Annotated in this window: 26 protein-coding genes; 14 read left to right on the top strand and 12 right to left on the bottom strand. The window is 56.0% G+C overall.

Features of this window, described 5'->3' with window-relative positions:
• Nucleotides 1-41: 41 nt before the first annotated feature.
• Entirely contained in the window at nucleotides 42-1,277 is a 1,236-nt protein-coding gene (locus C230_RS0107790) for a PucR family transcriptional regulator (protein WP_018131470.1), read from the bottom strand.
• A gap of 234 nt (nucleotides 1,278-1,511) precedes the next feature.
• Between C230_RS0107790 and C230_RS21930 the strand changes: the two genes are divergently transcribed.
• A complete protein-coding gene (locus C230_RS21930; RefSeq protein ID WP_018131469.1) occupies nucleotides 1,512-1,646 on the top strand; it encodes a hypothetical protein in 135 nt (44 codons plus the stop codon).
• Between the two features lie 202 nt (nucleotides 1,647-1,848).
• Here the strand turns inward: C230_RS21930 and C230_RS23565 are convergent, their stop codons facing one another.
• Nucleotides 1,849-1,971, bottom strand: coding sequence for a hypothetical protein (locus C230_RS23565; protein WP_018131467.1), 123 nt, complete (start codon nucleotides 1,969-1,971; stop codon nucleotides 1,849-1,851).
• Between the two features lie 187 nt (nucleotides 1,972-2,158).
• Here C230_RS23565 and C230_RS0107765 point away from each other — a divergent pair, with 187 nt between their 5' ends.
• Nucleotides 2,159-2,347 (top strand): hypothetical protein, encoded by a 189-nt coding sequence (locus tag C230_RS0107765; protein WP_018131466.1) that lies wholly within the window; start codon nucleotides 2,159-2,161, stop codon nucleotides 2,345-2,347.
• 102 nt (nucleotides 2,348-2,449) lie between these two features.
• Here C230_RS0107765 and C230_RS0107760 read toward each other — a convergent pair whose 3' ends face one another.
• From C230_RS0107760 to C230_RS22460, 7 genes are all read right to left on the bottom strand, one after another.
• Nucleotides 2,450-3,502, bottom strand: coding sequence for a sulfate/molybdate ABC transporter ATP-binding protein (locus C230_RS0107760; RefSeq protein ID WP_018131465.1), 1,053 nt, complete (start codon nucleotides 3,500-3,502; stop codon nucleotides 2,450-2,452).
• Nucleotides 3,503-3,523: 21 nt separating this feature from the next.
• Nucleotides 3,524-4,342 carry a sulfate ABC transporter permease subunit CysW gene (gene cysW / locus C230_RS0107755; RefSeq protein WP_018131464.1) on the bottom strand — a complete coding sequence of 273 codons (819 nt, stop codon included), beginning with the start codon at nucleotides 4,340-4,342 and terminating at the stop codon, nucleotides 3,524-3,526.
• Nucleotides 4,342-5,196, bottom strand: a complete 855-nt coding sequence (gene cysT / locus C230_RS0107750) for a sulfate ABC transporter permease subunit CysT (RefSeq protein WP_018131463.1) — start codon at nucleotides 5,194-5,196, stop codon at nucleotides 4,342-4,344. Before cysT ends, cysW begins: the two co-directional genes overlap by 1 nt.
• An 11-nt stretch (nucleotides 5,197-5,207) precedes the next feature.
• Entirely contained in the window at nucleotides 5,208-6,266 is a 1,059-nt protein-coding gene (locus C230_RS0107745; protein ID WP_018131462.1) for a sulfate ABC transporter substrate-binding protein, read from the bottom strand.
• A gap of 147 nt (nucleotides 6,267-6,413) precedes the next feature.
• Nucleotides 6,414-6,620 (bottom strand): YezD family protein, encoded by a 207-nt coding sequence (locus C230_RS0107740; RefSeq protein ID WP_018131461.1) that lies wholly within the window; start codon nucleotides 6,618-6,620, stop codon nucleotides 6,414-6,416.
• Entirely contained in the window at nucleotides 6,613-7,056 is a 444-nt protein-coding gene (locus C230_RS0107735) for an RrF2 family transcriptional regulator (protein WP_018131460.1), read from the bottom strand. Before C230_RS0107735 ends, C230_RS0107740 begins: the two co-directional genes overlap by 8 nt.
• A gap of 454 nt (nucleotides 7,057-7,510) precedes the next feature.
• A complete protein-coding gene (locus tag C230_RS22460; RefSeq protein WP_018131459.1) occupies nucleotides 7,511-7,864 on the bottom strand; it encodes a hypothetical protein in 354 nt (117 codons plus the stop codon).
• Between the two features lie 461 nt (nucleotides 7,865-8,325).
• Between C230_RS22460 and C230_RS0107725 the strand changes: the two genes are divergently transcribed.
• From C230_RS0107725 to C230_RS0107695, 7 genes are all read left to right on the top strand, one after another.
• Nucleotides 8,326-8,532, top strand: a complete 207-nt coding sequence (locus tag C230_RS0107725; protein WP_018131458.1) for a DUF1657 domain-containing protein — start codon at nucleotides 8,326-8,328, stop codon at nucleotides 8,530-8,532.
• Between the two features lie 59 nt (nucleotides 8,533-8,591).
• Nucleotides 8,592-9,452, top strand: coding sequence for a DUF421 domain-containing protein (locus C230_RS0107720; RefSeq protein WP_018131457.1), 861 nt, complete (start codon nucleotides 8,592-8,594; stop codon nucleotides 9,450-9,452).
• 26 nt (nucleotides 9,453-9,478) lie between these two features.
• Nucleotides 9,479-9,952, top strand: a complete 474-nt coding sequence (spoVAC, locus tag C230_RS0107715; RefSeq protein ID WP_018131456.1) for a stage V sporulation protein AC — start codon at nucleotides 9,479-9,481, stop codon at nucleotides 9,950-9,952.
• 3 nt (nucleotides 9,953-9,955) lie between these two features.
• A complete protein-coding gene (gene spoVAD / locus C230_RS0107710; RefSeq protein ID WP_018131455.1) occupies nucleotides 9,956-11,011 on the top strand; it encodes a stage V sporulation protein AD in 1,056 nt (351 codons plus the stop codon).
• A gap of 15 nt (nucleotides 11,012-11,026) precedes the next feature.
• Entirely contained in the window at nucleotides 11,027-11,377 is a 351-nt protein-coding gene (spoVAE, locus tag C230_RS0107705) for a stage V sporulation protein AE (RefSeq protein ID WP_018131454.1), read from the top strand.
• Between the two features lie 169 nt (nucleotides 11,378-11,546).
• Nucleotides 11,547-12,374, top strand: a complete 828-nt coding sequence (locus tag C230_RS0107700) for an SDR family NAD(P)-dependent oxidoreductase (protein WP_169332838.1) — start codon at nucleotides 11,547-11,549, stop codon at nucleotides 12,372-12,374.
• A 241-nt stretch (nucleotides 12,375-12,615) separates the two neighbouring features.
• A complete protein-coding gene (locus C230_RS0107695) occupies nucleotides 12,616-12,885 on the top strand; it encodes a hypothetical protein (RefSeq protein ID WP_018131452.1) in 270 nt (89 codons plus the stop codon).
• A gap of 35 nt (nucleotides 12,886-12,920) precedes the next feature.
• Here the strand turns inward: C230_RS0107695 and C230_RS0107690 are convergent, their stop codons facing one another.
• Complete coding sequence (locus C230_RS0107690; protein WP_018131451.1) at nucleotides 12,921-14,009, bottom strand: class II aldolase/adducin family protein; 1,089 nt, start codon at nucleotides 14,007-14,009, stop codon at nucleotides 12,921-12,923.
• Nucleotides 14,010-14,181: 172 nt separating this feature from the next.
• Between C230_RS0107690 and C230_RS0107685 the strand changes: the two genes are divergently transcribed.
• The 4 genes from C230_RS0107685 (at nucleotide 14,182) to C230_RS0107670 (ending at nucleotide 16,594) form a co-directional block, all read left to right on the top strand.
• A complete protein-coding gene (locus C230_RS0107685) occupies nucleotides 14,182-15,054 on the top strand; it encodes a diacylglycerol/lipid kinase family protein (protein ID WP_018131450.1) in 873 nt (290 codons plus the stop codon).
• A 14-nt stretch (nucleotides 15,055-15,068) separates the two neighbouring features.
• Complete coding sequence (locus tag C230_RS22455; RefSeq protein WP_018131449.1) at nucleotides 15,069-15,245, top strand: hypothetical protein; 177 nt, start codon at nucleotides 15,069-15,071, stop codon at nucleotides 15,243-15,245.
• A gap of 93 nt (nucleotides 15,246-15,338) precedes the next feature.
• Entirely contained in the window at nucleotides 15,339-15,776 is a 438-nt protein-coding gene (locus tag C230_RS0107675) for a hypothetical protein (RefSeq protein WP_018131448.1), read from the top strand.
• 140 nt (nucleotides 15,777-15,916) lie between these two features.
• Nucleotides 15,917-16,594, top strand: a complete 678-nt coding sequence (locus C230_RS0107670; protein WP_018131447.1) for a L,D-transpeptidase family protein — start codon at nucleotides 15,917-15,919, stop codon at nucleotides 16,592-16,594.
• Nucleotides 16,595-16,715: 121 nt separating this feature from the next.
• Here the strand turns inward: C230_RS0107670 and C230_RS0107665 are convergent, their stop codons facing one another.
• A complete protein-coding gene (locus tag C230_RS0107665) occupies nucleotides 16,716-16,976 on the bottom strand; it encodes a hypothetical protein (protein WP_018131446.1) in 261 nt (86 codons plus the stop codon).
• A gap of 223 nt (nucleotides 16,977-17,199) precedes the next feature.
• Here C230_RS0107665 and rraA point away from each other — a divergent pair, with 223 nt between their 5' ends.
• A complete protein-coding gene (rraA, locus tag C230_RS0107660; protein ID WP_018131445.1) occupies nucleotides 17,200-17,682 on the top strand; it encodes a ribonuclease E activity regulator RraA in 483 nt (160 codons plus the stop codon).
• Nucleotides 17,683-17,741: 59 nt separating this feature from the next.
• Here rraA and C230_RS0107655 read toward each other — a convergent pair whose 3' ends face one another.
• Nucleotides 17,742-18,653, bottom strand: a complete 912-nt coding sequence (locus C230_RS0107655) for a DMT family transporter (protein ID WP_018131444.1) — start codon at nucleotides 18,651-18,653, stop codon at nucleotides 17,742-17,744.

The following is an 18,653-nucleotide window of genomic DNA, read 5'->3' as shown; positions in this document are numbered from 1 at the left end:
AAAGAAAAAAACGGGCCGGCTTTGTGGAATCCCACAAGCCGTCACCCGTCGAGCGTTTCCGCTTTCAGATCGAGGTAGAGGCTGACTTTCTGGTCCATATCTTTCAGATTGATGCCACCGATCTCGGCGATCCGCGTCAACCGGTAATTCAGCGTGTTCGCGTGGATGTGCAGGCGATCCGCCGCCTCCTTCACATTGCTGTCGCTCGCCAGGAAGACCGCCAACGTTTGCAGCAGGCTGGTGTTATGTTCACGGTCGTACTCCTGCAGCCGCTTGAGATGCGGATTTTCAATCTGGCGCGACCGCTTGTAGTCCGCGATCAACGGCAGGTATCGGTAAAAACCGAGGTCCTCCACATGGTGCAGCGCTTTCGTTTCGGTTGGAAACCGTTTTTTCAGCTGCAGGACGGTCAACGCCTCCTGGTAGCTGGTTTCCACCTTGGTATAATCCTGGTGGAACAGGGAACCGCAGCCGGCTTCGATTGGCGAAACGCGGAAGCGGTCCTGCATTTGCGCCGTAAAATCCCCGATAAAATGGCTGAAATCCTGCTTGTACGAGCGGTCGTTGAGCGGGGAGGCCAGCAGGATCAACTGGTTCCGGTCGACCGCATGGCAGACGATGCGAATCCGCTGGGTGGCGGTCAACAGGTATTGGATTTTTTGCTGCAAGGATTCGCTGATGTCTTCCGTAAACTCGAACACCAGCACCTGGAAGCGGTCGGGCAGCGCCAGCAGCAATTTTTTTGCATGGTCCCGAATCAGCGTGTCGGATTTCAGGTGGCCGGTCAGGAGCTGCCACAGAAATTCCTGATGGCCCGCTTCCTGCTTGCGTTTTCGGACCTGCAGTTGCAACAGCTTGGTTTTCGCCGCTTGCGCCGCTTTTTTTAACTGGTGGAGCGCTTCCTCACTCAGCGGGTGATCCTCTTCCAGCACCCAGATATAACCCAGAATCTCGCTTTTTGTGCGAATCGCTACAGCCACCCGGTTGCCCAGACCCACATCGTGGATGGCGGGGATGCGGATCGGGTTATCGCTGTTTAACAGCTGGGGAATCACGCCGGCCCGCCATAGGCTGTTGATCACTTTTTCCGGGACGCGCCGGCCGATGATGGTAGCGATGCGCGCCGGGTCCGTTTTCGTATCGTGCGAACTGTAGGCCAGCAGCCGATGGTTGGCGTCCTCGATCGTCACCGGGCAGCGGAGCACTTCGCTGATCGTGTCGGCCAACGTTTCCAGGCTGTCAAACGTGCCGTCAAATGGATCTTTTTCAACATCCATGGGGGTTGCTCCTTAACGTGGAATGCAAAATCGTGCGCATTTTGCCCAGAATGGACGTTTTCTTTCATTATATCTTGAAAGCGTTTCCGATCAAAGACGGTTGATCGGCTTGCAGGGCGAAAATCATCGCCGTCCGGATTTACATGCAGTACTGGTTCCGATGTGCCCCACTGGATCTGAGCGCTGTACAGCGCTTATTTGTCGCTCGCGTTCCTGATTGCGGTGGTCGGCTTGATGGCCTACTTCCCCGACACCCGGATCGCCCTGATCGTCGGGCCGATCTGGTCAATCTTGATTGCGTTCTATTACGGGAAGGGGTTCCACTGGAAAGAAACTGAAAAAACCGCCCAGAAAGTGCAAATCAACTGAGCGAATGAAATGAAAATAGCCCGGACGCATCCGGGCTATTTTCATTAATCAATAGACGGGTACAGTTTTGCAGACGGTGGTGTATGCGGGAACGAGCAAGAAGAACAGCACGAAGATGATGAGGAACACGACAGCCCAACGTGTGTAAGCTCCGAAAACGTACACGAGCGTCCCCCCTTTATGGTTTTTGCCGTTCAACCGATCAAGGATCTACAACGGGTGCTGCTGCCGGGCCCGGATAAGCGGGAACGAGCAGGAAGAACAGGACGAAGATGATCAGAAACACCACAGCCCAACGAGTGTACGCACCGAAGATACCGTACATGTAGCTCCCTCCTTGATTTAGTCTACTCTAGTTAATGCGGCATGGCAGACGACCGCCACGTACACTCGTCTAAGACAAACGCGGATCTTTCACCCAAAATTCATCAATCGTTCACACCGCCTTCACCATTTGTTTGTCGCAACCGGCTATACTGAATAGCAGCAGAGGTACGAGAGGAGGAATCGGTGTGCTTTTACGACGTGTACAAACGATTGTCACGAATGCGTATGAAAAATTGGGCTGGTACGGGACGACCTGCCGGGATGAAAAGACGGCGGAAGAAATCGTTGGCACCCTTCGCCAGTTGGGATATGAAGTGCGGACAGAGAAGGAGTCGGGCGTTTGGAAAATTCGTTTTCAACGGCGTTCGCGTTAAAACGGTTTCCAAACGGAACCCGGCTTTTTTTGCTTCGCCTCTGGCATTGGTCAAGATGCTGAATCGCCTGGAAGACGAGGACAAGAAGCGATCTCTCTGCTCTTAAATCACTGTCGCAATCGGGGACTGACTGGAATGGGTGATCGATCCCCCGTCCGCTCCCGCAAAAAACCTGGCGACGCGAGGAGTCAGAAAAATTGTCTCCCCCGTTTTTAACGCCAGTTCGGCATAACGATCGCAACCGATTTCCACTTGCATTGCATCGCCTGTGTCGCATCTTGCCACATCCAACCGGATGACCGCGCCGAAATGGCGGACGCGCCGGATCACCGCTTTGATACTGACCGGACTTGACGCATGGCGCGATACATCGAACTCGTGTGGTCTTGTATAGCCGACAATTGATGGGTCGTGCGGATTCGGCTGCACCCGGTTGACTCTGCCGAGAAAGTGTAAAACAAACGGATTGACCGGGTGGTGATACACTTCCTCCGGGGTGCCGACCTGTTCGATTCGTCCATTGTTCAAGATCACCACGCGATCGGCGATTTCCAGCGCTTCTTCCTGATCGTGGGTGACAAATAGGCTGGTGATATGAAGCTGGTCATGCAACTGCCTCAGCCACTGGCGCAGATCCTGGCGCACCTTGGCGTCCAAGGCACCGAACGGTTCGTCGAGCATCAGCACTTTCGGTTCGATGGCCAGCGCCCGCGCCAGGGCCACCCGTTGCCGCTGTCCGCCGGACAGTTGGGCGGGATATCGGTTCTCCAGCCCTTTTAACTGGACAAGCTGCAGCAGTTGATCCACTTTCTCGTGAATCTCAGCTTTTGATGGCCGTTGCTTGCGCGGCAGGACCTGCAGTCCGAACGCGACGTTTTGAAAAACGGTCATGTGCCGAAACAAGGCGTAATGCTGGAATACAAACCCGACCTTCCGCTCCCGGACGCTTCGTCCGGTCACATCTTCCGCGTCAAAATAGATTTGCCCCTGTTCAACCTTTTCCAACCCCGCAAGCAGCCGCAACAAAGTTGTTTTGCCCGACCCGGACGGCCCCAGCAGGGCGCATAACTGTCCGCTGGGAATTTCCAGGTCGATCTCTTGCAGGGCGGCGAATGTCCCGTAGGTTTTACTGACTTTCACAACCTGAATGCTCATCTTCGATTCTCCCCTTTTCCATTAACCATGCGAACGGTTCAATTGTTGTTTGCCTTTCCACTCCACAACGCTTTGCGCGACCAGCGTCAGCAATGCCAGCAATGTCAGCAGGGAGGCGGCGGCGAAAGCGGCCGTAAACTTGTACTCGTTGTACAGAATCTCGATATGCAAAGGCAGCGTGTTCGTCAAGCCGCGAATATGACCGGAGACGACCGAGACGGCTCCAAATTCCCCCATCGCCCGGGCGTTGCACAGAATCACTCCGTAGAGCAGGCCCCATTTTACGTTGGGAAGAGTGACGCGAAAGAAGGTTTTCCAACCGTTTGCCCCGAGCGACAGAGCGGCTTCTTCCTCGTCTTTTCCCTGTGCCTGCATGATCGGGATAAGTTCGCGGGCGACGAACGGAAACGTGACAAACAGCGTGGCAAGGACGATTCCCGGTACCGCAAACACAATCCGGATGCCGTGGGCGGCGAGCCAGGGGCCGAACAGTCCCTGCCCGCCGAACAGCAGCACGAAAATCATACCGGAGATGACGGGCGACACGGCAAACGGCAGGTCGATCAGTGCGAGTAGCACATTTTTTCCGACAAAATCAAATTTCGCGATCAGCCAGGCGGCGGCGATGCCAAACAGCAGATTCAAAGGGACTGTGATCGCTGCCGTCAGCAGCGTCAAGCGGATGGCGGCCAATGCTTCCGGTTGTGTGATGGCGGCGAAATAGGCGTCCGCTCCTCTTTTCATAGCCTCGGCAAAAATCGAGACGAGCGGCACGACCAGAAACAGTCCCAGAAACGCCAGCACGATGGCGATCAAAACTCCCCGCATGAGCCGATTCATCAAAGGCAAATCCCTCCTCCCGCTCCGGAATAACGCTTGTGGCTGTACCATTGCAACAGATTGATCGACAGCAGAATGGCAAAAGATGCGACGAGCATCACCAGCGCGATCGCCGTTGCTCCCGTGTAGTCAAACTGCTCCAATTTCGCCATGATCAACAGCGGGGCGATTTCCGTCTTCATCGGCATGTTGCCGGAGATAAAGACAACCGATCCGTACTCGCCGACCCCCCTCGCAAACGCCAGCGCGAATCCGGTCAGGATGGCCGGGACCAGCTGCGGCAGAATCACACGCCGGAACGTTTGCAGCTGGTTGGCTCCCAACGTGGCGGCCGCTTCTTCCAACTGGCGGTCAAGGTCCTGCAGCACCGGCTGCACGGTTCGCACGACAAACGGCAGGCCGATGAAGGTCAGGGCGATCACGATCCCAAGCGGTGTGAAGGACGCTTTGATCCCGAGCAGTTGCAGGTAGCGCCCGATCCAGCCGGAGGGAGCGTACAGGGTGGTCAGGGCGATACCCGCAACGGCGGTGGGCAAGGCGAACGGCAAATCGACCAGTCCGTCGATCAGCCGTTTGCCGGGAAACGTGTAGCGGGCCAACACCCAAGCGATTAAAACGCCGAATACCAGATTGATCAGCGCTGCGACCAACGCGGCGCCGAAGCTGAGCCGGCAGGCGAGCAGCACGCGCTCGGCCGTGACCAGCGACCAGAACCGATCCCAGCTTAGGGTGGACGTCTTGAGCAACAGGGTGGCGAGCGGAATCAGCACGACCAGGCCGAGATAGGCGAGGGTGAACCCGAGCGACAACCCGAACCCCGGCAGGATGCTGTGTGGTTTCAGCGCTTTTTGCATGACGGCCACTCCTAGGGTTTGTAGATTTGATCAAACACGCCGCCATCGGCAAAATGGGTCCGATGCGCTTTGTCCCAACCGCCAAACAACTGATCGATCGTAAACAGCTCCAGCTTGGGGAATTGGGCGGCGTACTTGTCTGCGACCGATTTCAACTGCGGGCGATAGTAATGTTTCGCCGCGATTTCCTGGCCCTGTTCCGAGTACAGGTACTGCAGGTATGCTTCCGCTACCGCCCGCGTGCCGCGCTTATCGACCACCTTGTCGACCACGCTCACCGGCGGTTCGGCGAGGATGCTGACCGAAGGCACGACAATTTCAAATTTGTCTTGTCCCAGTTCCTTGACCGCCAGCAGTGCTTCGTTTTCCCAGGCGATCAGCACATCGCCGATGCCCCGTTCGACAAACGTGGTGGTAGCGCCGCGGGCTCCCGAATCGAGCACCGGGACATTTTTGAACAACCGGCTGACGAACTGTTTGGCGGCCGCTTCATCCCCATTGTTTTTGCGGAGGGCGTATCCCCAGGCGGCCAGATAGTTCCAGCGGGCGCCGCCTGATGTCTTGGGGTTCGGGGTGATCACCGAAACGCCCGGTTTGATCAGATCGTCCCAATCCTTGATTCCCTTCGGATTGCCTTTCCGGACCAAAAATACGATCGTCGATGTGAAGGGAGTGCTGCGGTTCGGCAAGCGGCTCTGCCAGTTGGATTGAATCAGTCCGGCCTGTTGAATGGCGTCGATATCATAGCCGAGAGCGAGTGTGACCACATCCGCTTCCAGTCCGTCGATCACCGACCGTGCCTGTTTGCCCGAGCCGCCGTGCGACTGTTTGATGGTCACCGCTTGGCCGGTTTTCTGTTTCCAGTAGTCGGCGAACGCTTTGTTGTAGTCTTCGTAGAGTTCCCGCGTCGGATCGTAGGAAACGTTCAGCAGGCTGACCGTTCCGGACGGTGTGGAAGCAGCGGTCGTCCCGGCGGGAGCGTCCTGGTGGCCGCAGCCTGCGAGGCTGAGCGCAAGCCCTCCCGCAAGCAACCATCCTCCCCATTGGTTGAGACGCAATTTGAAGTTCATGAATCGTATCTCCTTTCCAAGATGGTGTTCTATAAAAACAGAAAGACCCCATGCTTGCGCCAATGGCAGCAAGTCAAGGGGTCCTTCGGTCGTCCGATCGGAACCGCTATATGCGTGTATAAGAGATGCTTATTGTTCTTATTATTTTTACTTATTATTATGTCCCGAAAAACCGGCTTGTTCGGATCGTTGCACGCGTTGCAACGGAAACCGCTTTTTCTCCGTTCGCTCGATCTGGGTGATCTGGGAGTCGTGAACGATAATCTGCAACGTACCGTATTCCAGTCCCTCCAGGGCGTTGAGAATCGTCTCCAGGCGGGAATCGCGCAGCTCCTGAATCGTTTTTTCAGACATGAATCTCACCTCTGCCGGCAACAGATTGGATTTTTCCTTCCAGCAAATCGTAGAGTGTCGTGCGGTCCAGCACGTTCGCTACCGTATCGCGAATCAGTGCCCACAACGGTTTGAGCAAACACCCCTGCTCCAGTTGACAGGGATCGTAGGCTGTCACACTGACGCATCCCATGGGCGCCAACGGCCCTTCCAACTGCCGGATGACTTCGCCGATCGCGATCGCCTCCGGCGGCAGGCGCAGCGAGTAGCCGCCGTGAATGCCTCGTTTGCTCCTGACGAACCCGAGGTGTTTCAATTGCAGCAAAATTTGCTCCAAATAATTCACAGGAACTTGTGTAGCCGCTGCAATATCGGCGATCGGCAGCACGCCGTTGCGATTTTGCCCGAGCACGAGCAGAGCCCGCAGTGCGTACTCCCCTTTGCTTGACAGTTTCAAGCGGCCACCTCCAAACATGAGAATCTCGAGTGACTTAGTCAACATTCAGACAACGAAAGATCGGCTATCGGTTGAATTTAGTATATTTCTGAGTAATCCGAGTTGTCAAGTGTGTTTTGCAATCCTTGGCCGCCCAGTGACTGTCCGGTCAATATTACATTCATTCAACCATGCGTAAAAATGAGGAAAAGTTAGCGTGGGAACGGAATTTCATGAGAGTATTTGACAGGCGTGGACGATGTGAAAACAATTTCATACACGATATTCATAGAGAAAATGTGTTGAAAACTAAAATTATTTCATTTAGAATAACCATATCCCCTTTGAAAGCTATGAATATCGACATTCAGACAAGAACGCCCACCATTCAAGGCAAGGCGTTCTTTGTCTGCCGACATTTGGAAACAAAGCCCAAGGCGATGCCGCTTGCCGCCCATTGACTTGACTCTGCTGTCTACTTGTTCTCCCGTTCAAACCCCGGAAATTTTTCATCAACCTCCCACGATTCCACCATGCGCACCGCTTGCAGGTACGGCATTCCCATGCCCATCAGATAAGCGATTGCCGCCACTTGCCGCACGACGTGGACGAACGGCTGCCCTTCTTCAATCCCCTCAAAAATTCCATGCCGCACCACCGGTTCCACCGCACTCAGAACCTGTTGGGCGGTCGGCGTTCCAGGCCAGGCGAACGGAGCCGGGACGCCCGGATAGACGGTGCCGGTCGGGGCAGCCGGGTGGCCATAGACAGGATATGTCGGATACAGCACCGGGCTAGAGTACTGCCGCCAATCGAACGTGTAATACATTTAACCCACTCCCTTCCGGTTTTGCTTCCCGTTTCAGGATATGAGCGGGCGTCCGTCCGTGTGAAATCGCACAAGCGAAGGGAATCCAGGTGGGGGCGCTTGACGCGGCGATTGTACGGAAGCGATCAGGTTTTGCGGCTGCGAGTCGGAATAAACGCATACGGAAAACATGCACACACGCCCCGTCCGCCTGAGGCACCGTTGACAACAAGTGGGGGAGATGCTTCGATTCGTCGTGGTACCGCATCGATAGGGCCATATGAGGGCTCCTGTTCACAATTTTTCCTCCTATACCAAATGTCAACGACACAAAGTATGTTCAACCGATCGCAAACGTATTCCATGTTCCGCGTGTGGGACCCATTTTCCATGTTCCGGGAGGAGCCAAATTATTCCTCAATCGGCGGGAATAACTGCTGATTTTCGGCTGATCCTATATGTCGTCGAGGAGGTGAGCAGGCATGACCGTAGCATCCCAAGTCAAACAAACGCTGGCTTCTCTCAAGAGCGCACAGGCGAATCTGGAAACGTTCGCTTTAAACACGCAAAACAAGCAGGCGAAGCAAATGTACACGCAAGCGGCGCAAACCACCCAGTCGGTCATCAATACGCTCGAACAGCGTGTCAACCAATTGGAAAAGGAAGAACCGCAATACAAAGGATTCTAACCGAACTCGCTGGCAGGGAGGGGGGCCCTCTCCCGCCCCTTTTTCAAGGAGGAAGCGTCATGCCGGAATGGCTGAATATAATCGTGCGTTCGATCGTGTCGCTCCTGTATCTGTTTCTTTTGACGAGATGGGTCGGGAAACGGCAAATTTCGCAGTTAAGTTTTTTTGAATATGTCGTTGGCATCACCGTCGGATCGATCGCAGGAGTCATTGCGACAGACATCGACGGCCCGCTGATCTACGGACTGATCGCCCTAACGATCTACGGATTGTTTCCGGTGCTGACCGGCTGGTTGGCTTTGAAAAGCAAGACGCTGCGCAACATTTTCTACGGAAACTCCACCGTCCTAATCAAGAACGGCAAAATCATGGAAGACAATCTGAAGAAGGCGCGAATGACTGCCGAAGACCTGATAGCGCAATTGCGTTTGAAAAATGCGTTCAAAGCGGCCGACGTAGAATTCGCTGCGATGGAGCCGAACGGGTCGGTTAGTGTGCTGCTGAAATCGAAAAACCAACCGCTCACGCCCAAGCACTTTGGGTTGGCTGTGGCGCCGGTGACCGAGCCGCAGACGGTGATCATCGATGGCGAGATCATGGATGAGCCGCTGGCGACAATCGGACTGAACCGGCAGTGGCTGAAGGCGGAGCTGGAAAAAATCGGCGTCGCGCTGGAGAACGTGTTTCTCGGACAAGTGGATGAAAACGGGCAGCTTTATGTGGACTTATACGATGACAAAATTCAGGTACCCACCCCGCAGACGCTGCAACTGACCTGCGCCACGCTGAAAAAATGTCAGGCCGATTTGGAACTGTACGCCCTGGGAACGCAGAATCAGGAAGGCAAACAGTTGTACACAGAAGCGGCTGAGCAGCTGCGAAGGGTGATCGAGCAAGTGACTCCGCTTCTGACGAGATAAAAGACGCAAAACGAAGGTGAATCGGAATGGCCAACCAAAAAAAGAAAAAGTTGACGTTGACCCAACAACACTACCAGGATCGGGCGAAAAGCCTCGAACCGCCCCGGCCGCTGGTGCGGAATTTCATCCGCGCGTTTCTGGTCGGCGGTTTCATCTGTTTGATCGGACAAGCCATCCAGGATCTGTTTATCCGCTACCTTGGGTTTACGCAAAAAACGGCCAGCAATCCGACCGTTGCCGTACTGATTTTGCTGTCGGTGCTCTTGACCGGATTCGGCGTATACGACCGGATCGCCCAATGGGCGGGCGCCGGCACTGCCGTTCCGGTCACCGGCTTTGCCAACTCGATCGTTTCGACGGCGATCGAACATCGCAGTGAAGGGCTGGTGCTGGGCGTCGGCGGCAACATGTTTAAACTGGCCGGGCCGGTGATCGTCTTTGGCGTTGTCGCTGCATTTGTGATCGGCCTGATCAAAACACTGGTTCGGATGGGGGGATAAAACATGCTGCAAGGTCATCAAACCTGGGTGTTCGCCAACAAACCGGTGATCCAATCATCGGCCGCGATCGGCGGGCCGTTTGAGGCGCAGGGGCCGCTCGCTGACGATTTCGACACGCTGCACAGCGATCTGACGATCGGGCAGGACAGTTGGGAAAAGGCAGAGCGTACCCTGCTGGAAGAGGCGTGCGACAAAGCGATCGAAAAAGCGGGTCTGACCAAAGAGAAGATCAATTTTCTGTTGGCGGGCGATTTGATGAACCAGATCGTCTCTTCCAGTTTCGGCGCCCGGACGCTGACCATCCCGTTCATCGGCATGTTCGGCGCCTGTTCAACCGCGATGGAAACCCTGGCCGTCGCCTCGTTGATCATCGACAGCCAAGCGGCCGACTATGTGCTGGCCGCCACCTGCAGCCACAACGCGTCGGCGGAGAAGCAATACCGCTATCCTACCGAGTATGGATCGCAAAAACCGCCGACCGCCCAGTGGACGGTAACGGCCGCCGGCGCGGCCGTTGTCGGGCGGGAAGACCAAGAGCGGGATGACGAACCGGCAGGAAAGGGGGATGATCGGGAAGATCGACTCCGATTGCGCGTTACTTCGGCAACCATCGGCCGGGTCGTCGACATGGGGCTGAACGACCCGTTCAACATGGGGGCCGCGATGGCTCCTGCAGCGTTCAACACGATCGAATCCCATTTTCGCGACCGCCGGTTGCCCCCCGACTACTACGACCTGATCGTCACAGGCGATCTCGGGCGGGTAGGCCATTCCATCCTGTCGGATCTGCTGCGCAAGCACGAGACCGGGATTCCGCTGGACCGGTACCAGGATTGCGGTATCATGATCTACGGGGAGAACCCGAACGTCTGGTCAGGCGGGAGCGGATGCGGATGTTCGGCCGCCGTCACATACGGCCACCTGTTTCGCCGCATGCGGCAAGGGGAGTTGAAGCGGCTTTTGGTGGTGGCGACGGGCGCGCTGCTGTCTCCGCTGACGTACCAGCAGGGGGAGACGATTCCTTGCATCGCCCATGCGGTGTCGATTGAATCAGACTGAAGGGAGGGAGCGGCGATGATCTACCTGTGGGCTTTTTTGGTAGGCGGTTTGATCTGTCTGATCGGCCAGTTCCTGATGGACGTGGTGAAACTTACCCCCGCTCATACGATGTCGGCGCTGGTGGTGGCGGGAGCGGTGCTGGACGGTCTCGGGCTGTACGAACCGCTGATCAAATTTGCCGGCGCCGGGGCGTCGGTACCGATTACCAGCTTCGGCAATGCGCTGGTGCATGGTGCGATGGCGGAGGCGCAACGAGACGGCCTGATTGGAGTGCTGACGGGAATTTTTGAGGTGACCAGCGCTGGGATTTCGGCGGCGATCATTTTCGGTTTTTTGGGCGCGCTGGTGTTTCGGCCGAGAGGATAGGCTTGCAGCCACAGTCAAGGGACCTGAGACTGTGGCTTTTTCTATGCCAACCGACGGGCGGCGGGCCAGCGGTGTTAAACTGCTGTACTTCGGGCCATATTGAAGACTAGAGTGTCAAGTTTCGATTCAGGAGAGTGAACCATCTGTGCATAATAGGAGCGATGATGTGGTGGCGATTGTGGGAGGGTCCAGCGGGATCGGGAAAGAAACGGCCAAATTGTTCGCTTCCCGCGGTGCGAGGGTGATCCTGCTGGCCAGGGGGAAAGAGCGGCTGCAGGCGGCAGCCCGGGAACTGGAAAGGCACGACGGCGAACAGCAAGCGGGCCAGGTGACAATCCTTCCGACAGACGTGGGAGCGCCCGAGCAGGTCCGGCAAGCGGCAGAGCAGATTGCAGGCAAGTTCGGACGGCTCGATGTTCTGATATACGGAGCGGCCGTTTTTTATTTGTCACCGGTGGAAACGATGGACGTGCAAAAGGCGCGGCAATCGATGGACATCAATTACTGGGGCGCGGTGCATGTGACGCAATCGTTTCTGCCGTTGATCCGCAAAGGCAACCGCAAATCGATGATCTATCTTTCCTCCTTGTCGACCCAGTGCACCCCGCCGTTTTTTACTGCGTATGCGGCGACCAAACATGCGCTGCGCGGGTTTCTCCTGTCGCTGCGGCAGGAACTTCGGCCGGAAGGCATCCACGTGGGGATTGTGTCACCCGGCCCGACCGAGACGCCTTTGATCGAAAACGACCTGCATCAAAATTTGTATCGGCTGCCGCCGGGAATCCCCGTATTAACACCGGAGACCGCGGCCAAAGCGGTGCTGCAAGCGGCTTTCAAACGCAAGCGGGACGTCATTGTGCCGGGCAGGATTGCTGCGGCAGCCAGGCTGGCCAGCGCGTTTCCGTCGCTTGTCGAGATGTATTACCGGTTGTCGGTCCCCGGATGGAACCAACTGATCCTGGCGGAAACAAAGCCGTTGTCCGAGCCGGGCGACTAGATGCCATGCGGCAGTTCTGCATTTTGTTGGAAAATAGGCTCACGGGATAGGCTCTTGTTTCGTACAGTACAGTGTCAATCCCCAGCGAAGCGGCGCCCGCTGATGCACCTGCAAGCCGCACCACGATACGGGGTGGAGAGTGAAGCCGGAGCGGGCAGAGTGCTTTGCCGGGTCGTCCTTTGGGGAGCAAAAAAAGCAGGGGATGCGGAGCGGATCATCCTGCTGCCAGGGAGGAGAAAAAATGTATTGGGATCCGTACGACTACTATCGGTTCGGGGATGCCCGCCAGATCATGCCGGGGGTGCCGGGGCCGGAGCTGGACCGGATGTATCGGATGATGGCGCAACACTTCACGGTGACCAACGAAATTTTGCGGGTGGTGCGGGAGAATCAACGGCTGCTGAGAGCGATTCATGCCCGCCTGGTCAGTCCGCAGTACCCCTATCCCGGCCGGGGAGAGGAAGTCGAAGCCGTACTAGAAACGGAAGGGGACGTGCCGAAAGAATCTTGAGACAAGAAAACCCGGTGAGGGCACCGGGTTTCTTGTCATGTCATAGGTACCTGCGGAATGATGCGCCCGTCGATCCGTTCGAAAATGTCATCTAGGTCAGCGCCGGTGATCGTCAAACCGTGATTTTTCAAGCCGATGATCGCCCGCGCCGGGTTGTCCGCCTGCCGGACAAGCTCGGCCACCGCTTTCGCCAGCTCCACCGTACCGCAGGGATAGTTGATCTGCGTCGACGGGATCCCTTCCATCCAAGCGTGAATATGGACGATCGCACCGACCTGCGGATGTTCCGTGTAGATCATCCAGTGCTCGATTGCGTCGACCGATACGCGACGCGGCTGCACCACCGGCGGAACGCTCAACAGCATGGTGTTCCGCTGTTCATCAAAGCCTTTGATCAAGAGCATGTCCTGGCCGATTGTCCGGAGATCCCCTTTGTTGACGCCGCTACCGCTCATCCAGAAACGGCTTTGATCCTTCCGGGCGCTCAGGTTTCCGTAGCTGAGGCCGCCGATTCCGTAGAGCCGCTTCACATGGCGAAAATCTTCCGGCGGCAGGATCTCCTGGATCGGAAACGGAGCGGGCCACAGGTTCATCGCTTCGATTTTTTGCCCGGCCCGTCGCAGCTGTTCGGTTACCTCGTCGCCTTCCCACAGATCCTCCGGCAGATCGGGATCAAACTGGTTGTTGATGATCAGGTTGGACGAAGCGAGAGGCTCCAGCCGCTCGAAAATTTTTCCGAAAAATTCTTCTTCCCGTCCTTCTTCAAACGGCACTCGGTAGTACCCCTGTTCCAGCGTGACAAAATATGTATAAAACATTTCCGGCGTGCGGACGATATAAATTAATAGATTGGACAACGATCGGATCAAAATCGGGTAGCCGGCCCGCAAAATACTATCCGGCATCGCGTCCGTCTCGACGATGGTGACCACGTAGGTCGCCTGTGCCTTCCGGCGATACGGACGGAGCGCCTTTGCATCCGCAAAGTTCAGGACCAGGCGGACGGAGTCGTCGCGATGTTCAGCCGACCGGTAGCCGTTCTCCGCCAGTTTCCGGTTGAGGCCGTCAGCAAACCATCGTTGAAAATCGTTCTGAATCTCACCGGCAAAAGTGTAGATCGCCATTAGGTACCTCCTGCTGGTTCCAGATGAATGTATTGTCAAATAGCAGTATTACCCGATTTTCGCCGAAAAAATACGGGACGGGCAATTTTTGCTGGCGACGGTGGGCGGGCGGGTGTATGAAAAGCCGGTTTCACGGCAATAACTGCTATCACATTCTCCGGAGGAACAGGCAATGAAAACGTTGTTGATCGTCAATCAGCAGGCAGGCAAGGGAAAAACGAAAAGACGCTGGCCCGAGTTGCAGCGCCAGCTCGAGCGTTTCGGCATCCGGTACGACGTGCACCTGACTTCGCGACCGAAAGAGGCGACGGAGGTCGCCAGGCAGGCGGCGGCCCAGTATGCGCGCGTGATTGCGGTCGGCGGTGACGGAACGGTAAACGAGGTGGTGAACGGGCTGGCTGGTCAGCCGGCGGCGTTTGGTGTGCTGCCATCAGGTACCGGTAACGATTTCGCCCGCATGCTGCAGATTCCGAACAACCCGTATCTGGCGGTGCAGCGCCTGGCGGTCGCCAACGAACGGCCGGCCGATCTGCTGCAGTTGAACGGAACCTACATCGCCGGAGCGATCGGCATCGGTTTTGACGGGGCGGTGGCGGAGGATATCGATCGCGCCCCCTGGAAAAAGCATGCCGGGTCGTTTGCCTATGTCCTGGGCGTGCTCAAACTCCTGTTCCAATTTCCCCCGTTCACCCTGCGTTTGCAAATCGATGACCGCGAGCTTTTGTTCCCGAAATGTTGGCTGGCGGCGATCGGCAATTCCAAATTTTACGCGGGAGGCATGAAAATCTGCCCGGATGCGCAACATGATGATGGGCTGCTCGATATCTGCGTCGTCCATAACCTGACGCAGTTCGAGCTGTTGAAACTGCTTCCGTCCGTGTTTTCCGGCAGGCATGTATTGCACCCGAACATCGTTTGTCTGCAAGGCAAATCGGTCCGCGTCCGCACCGACCGGCCTGTGCCGATGCACGGGGACGGGGAGATTTTTGGAAAAACGCCGGGTGATATTACGATTCATCCGCATGCATTACGCGTTCTGCAGTAAGGAGCGAAGACAAAATGAGGCTGATCCTGCTCACGTTACTGGCGGTTGTTTGCGTGATCGTCGGGGACTGGTTGCTGCGCAAAGGGGTGGCGTTTCAGGTTCGGCAGGTACGGCGCGGCATCTGGCTGCAGATCCTGGCCGCGCTGGTGACATTCGGTTTGCCGATTGCCGCCGCCTATCTCGCAAAATAAGGCGAATGTCCATTTCTCCCGGGACAATGAACTAGGACATCTCCGACCCAATACAGTATTCAGTGAATTCACTTATTTGGGAGGAGTGTTGAAATGTACTATTCCTGGGGACAGTGGCCTTACTACACAGCGGTGCCGGTGTACCGGAGCGATGCCGCGCCGCACTATCCAGAAGGATCGAATTTGCAGGAGCAATTCGAAGAGTTGCGGAAAGAATGGCAGGATCTTCGCCAGCAGATTTTGCAATGGGAAACGAAAATCGCGCTGCTTCCCGCCAGAAGCGAAACAGATGGCCAGGCGGAGCAATCGGAACTCCTGAAAAGGCTGGAAGAACAGATCAGCAACCTGCGCACCGAACAGATCGCTGCCTATAATCAATTGCTCAACCAATTCCTCACCAACCACGTGAGCAACCATTTCCGTGAGCTGCAAAAAGACATCACCCCGGAAAAAGTCGTCGGCCGGGCTTCCTTTCAAATGCGATCGGCACAAACGGACGTTGATCAAACAACCTCTGCCGAATCCAATTAAGATCGGTTTCGATTCGGAAGCCGCGGTTTGCTCGTGCAAGACTGCGGCGATTTGCCAGCGGGCGGCAAAAAGGTCAGCCGGGTAAAAACAGAAAAGAAGGGGATACTGCAAAACAGAATCTCAGGTCGACAGGTGAGTTTATGCAATCGATCAAGTGGCTGACCGGAATTTGCCTGTTGTGGTGGTGCCTGTCCGGCTCTCCTGCGCGAGCGGACGTCCCGTTTCCGTCTTCCGCGCCGGCCGGGGAGATCGCATTGCAAATCGATCCGCTGCGGAACCGCTTGATCGTCCTCGTGGACGGGATCCCCTATAAAAAATATCCGATTGCTCTCGGACGACCGGACACACCGACACCGGTCGGCGAATGGAAAGTGATCAACAAGTATAAAAACTGGGGGTCCGGCTTTGGCACCCGCTGGCTCGGACTGAACGTGCCCTGGGGAACCTACGGTATTCACGGCACGAACCGGCCCGGTTCGATCGGGCACGATGCCAGTCACGGTTGCGTCCGCATGTTCAATAAGGACGTGGAGGAGCTGTATGAATGGGTGAAAATAGGGACCCCCGTGTCGATTCTCGGCCACCCGCTGCGCGAACCGTCGCTTGACCCCCGCCGACTGGCGGCCGGCGATGTCGGATCGGATGTGCTGCTGGTGCAGAGTCGGCTGCAGAGCGCAGGTTTTTACTACGGACCGTGTAACGGGCGGTTCAGCCACGCGACCGAACAGGCGATGAAACGGTATGAAAAAGCGCACGGATTGCCGGTTGACGGGGTCGTCAGCCAGCACGATTACCAGGCGCTCGGCCTGGTGGAATAAAGACAACCGCAGCCCGTATGCTGCGGTTGTCTGTCGTGGAAGAACAGGCGAGAAACTGTCAGTCGGGAATCACGTGGACTGCCGTCACCATCTGCGATACCTTCCGTTGCCAAAGCGCCAATTACGGGCAGGGAAACCGGAAGATATCGATAATGATGGCGATCGGAATCCGGATCGTGATAAACCTGCGGTCGCTGCCGCTGAAGACGCGAAGGCGAATCGTAGTCACCCCGACGCTCAGTAAGCATCCGATAAAAGTACCAAACAAAGTCCGCACGACGACGATGTTGCCAACCAAGCCTGTGGCCGTGTTCCGGATCCTTCGTTGCGTGGTTAAGGCGGTTTTTCTCGTCGTGGTAATCCCTGACCGTCTTGTAGCCAACTGTATCCCTCCTCTTTTCTTGACCCCTGTTGCATCATATTGATATGGACTTGAAAAGGGATGTGCAGGCGCCTTGGGCCGCTGTGCAAATTTTTCACAGAAAATTCCGCTTGACTCCAACGCCGCAACTCCTTGCCAAGCACGGATTGAATACGTTACAGTCTAGGTATCTTCATAGAAATGGATCGAATTTTGGAAAAACGGTCGATCGGAGGGTGCAGGGATGGGGTTCAAAACAGCCGATTTGTGTGATCAGTATCATCAGGAACTGCAAATTTGCGAGATCAGTTTTGTCTCGTATGGAGGGAAGGCCCGTTTTTCTGGGCCGATCGCCACGGTGGAAGTGTTGGATGATAACGTGTTGGTCCGCCAGGCGATTGAAACGGTTCCGCCCGGTTCCGTTTTGGTGGTAGACGGGGGAGGATCGAGAAGATGCGCATTGCTTGGGGACCAATTGGCCGCATTGGCCCAGCAGCGAGGATTGTCGGGTGTGATTCTGAACGGTTGTGCCCGGGATGTCGCGGATCTCGCCAAGCTGCAATTGGGGGTTTTGGCGCTTGGCAGCATGCCTCTGAAAAGCAGGAAGGAAGGCAAAGGAAAGAGAGATGTGGTACTGAAATTCGGCGGTGTCGAATGGGTACCCGGCCATTATGCCTATGCGGATGAGGACGGAGTGGTGATTTCCCCGCGGCCGCTTGTGGAGTAAAGAAAAAGAGGTGCTGCTGAACCGCGGCATTGGATACCCGGGTTCTTCCAGCACCTTCTTTATTTTGCTTTTGAACTGTGCAGATGCTTGCGAGGGAGAATCGAGCCGGTCTGGTTGGATACATATACGCCGGACAGAATGAGAACCAACCCGATCAGCAAATTCCAGGTGACCGGTTCGTTCAGCAGCAGAGCCCCCCACACAATGGCAGTGCCGGGAACCAGGTAGGTGACCATCGTGGCCAGTTCGGGGCTGCCTTTTTGCACCAGATGGAAAAACAGGACAAACGCGATGCCGGATCCGAACGCACCCAACCCCAAAAAGGCAAGACCGTTGGTCCATGAGACGAGGGGCTGCACGGAGAAATCGCCAAACAGCAATGTCAACAGGCCGCTGGCGACGGCTCCTGCAAACAAAGTCCCGAATGAAATTTCATAGACGGACAGTTCACTGAAATGACGCTTCGAATAGTGGGATGAGAAGCCGTAAAAAATCGCGGCTGCAAGCATGCAAAGCAAGCCCGTCGGATCGACTGACACGATGGTGGCGGGATTGACGTCGAGCAGCACCAGCAATCCGAAAAATCCGATTCCGATGCCCAGCCAGTGGTTGCGGGTGGGTTTCCCCTGAAACAAGAGCATGCCGATGACTGTCGACCAGAGCGGTGTAGTAGCATTCAGAATGGAGGCCATGCTGCTGGTTAAGCGGGTTTCACTGAAACCGATCAGCCCCCAGGGAATGACCGTGTTGAACAGCCCCACTACCAACAAGGGGAACCAAGGCAGCCCTTGCAACCGGATCCGCTGGCGGCTCAGTGCGATCACCAACACGACGGCAAGCAGGCCAAACGTAATTCGCAAAAATGCGATCGACCAGGGATCGAAATTCCGCAGCAGAATTTTGATAAAGAAAAAGGAGCCTCCCCAGATCAGGCTCAATACGGCCAAGGACAAGTAGAGCGAACGTGACAT

It is taken from the genome of Effusibacillus pohliae DSM 22757, assembly GCF_000376225.1.
GTDB classification, from domain to species: Bacteria; Bacillota; Bacilli; order Tumebacillales; family Effusibacillaceae; genus Effusibacillus; species Effusibacillus pohliae.
This window is presented reverse-complemented; position numbering and strand designations above follow the sequence as displayed.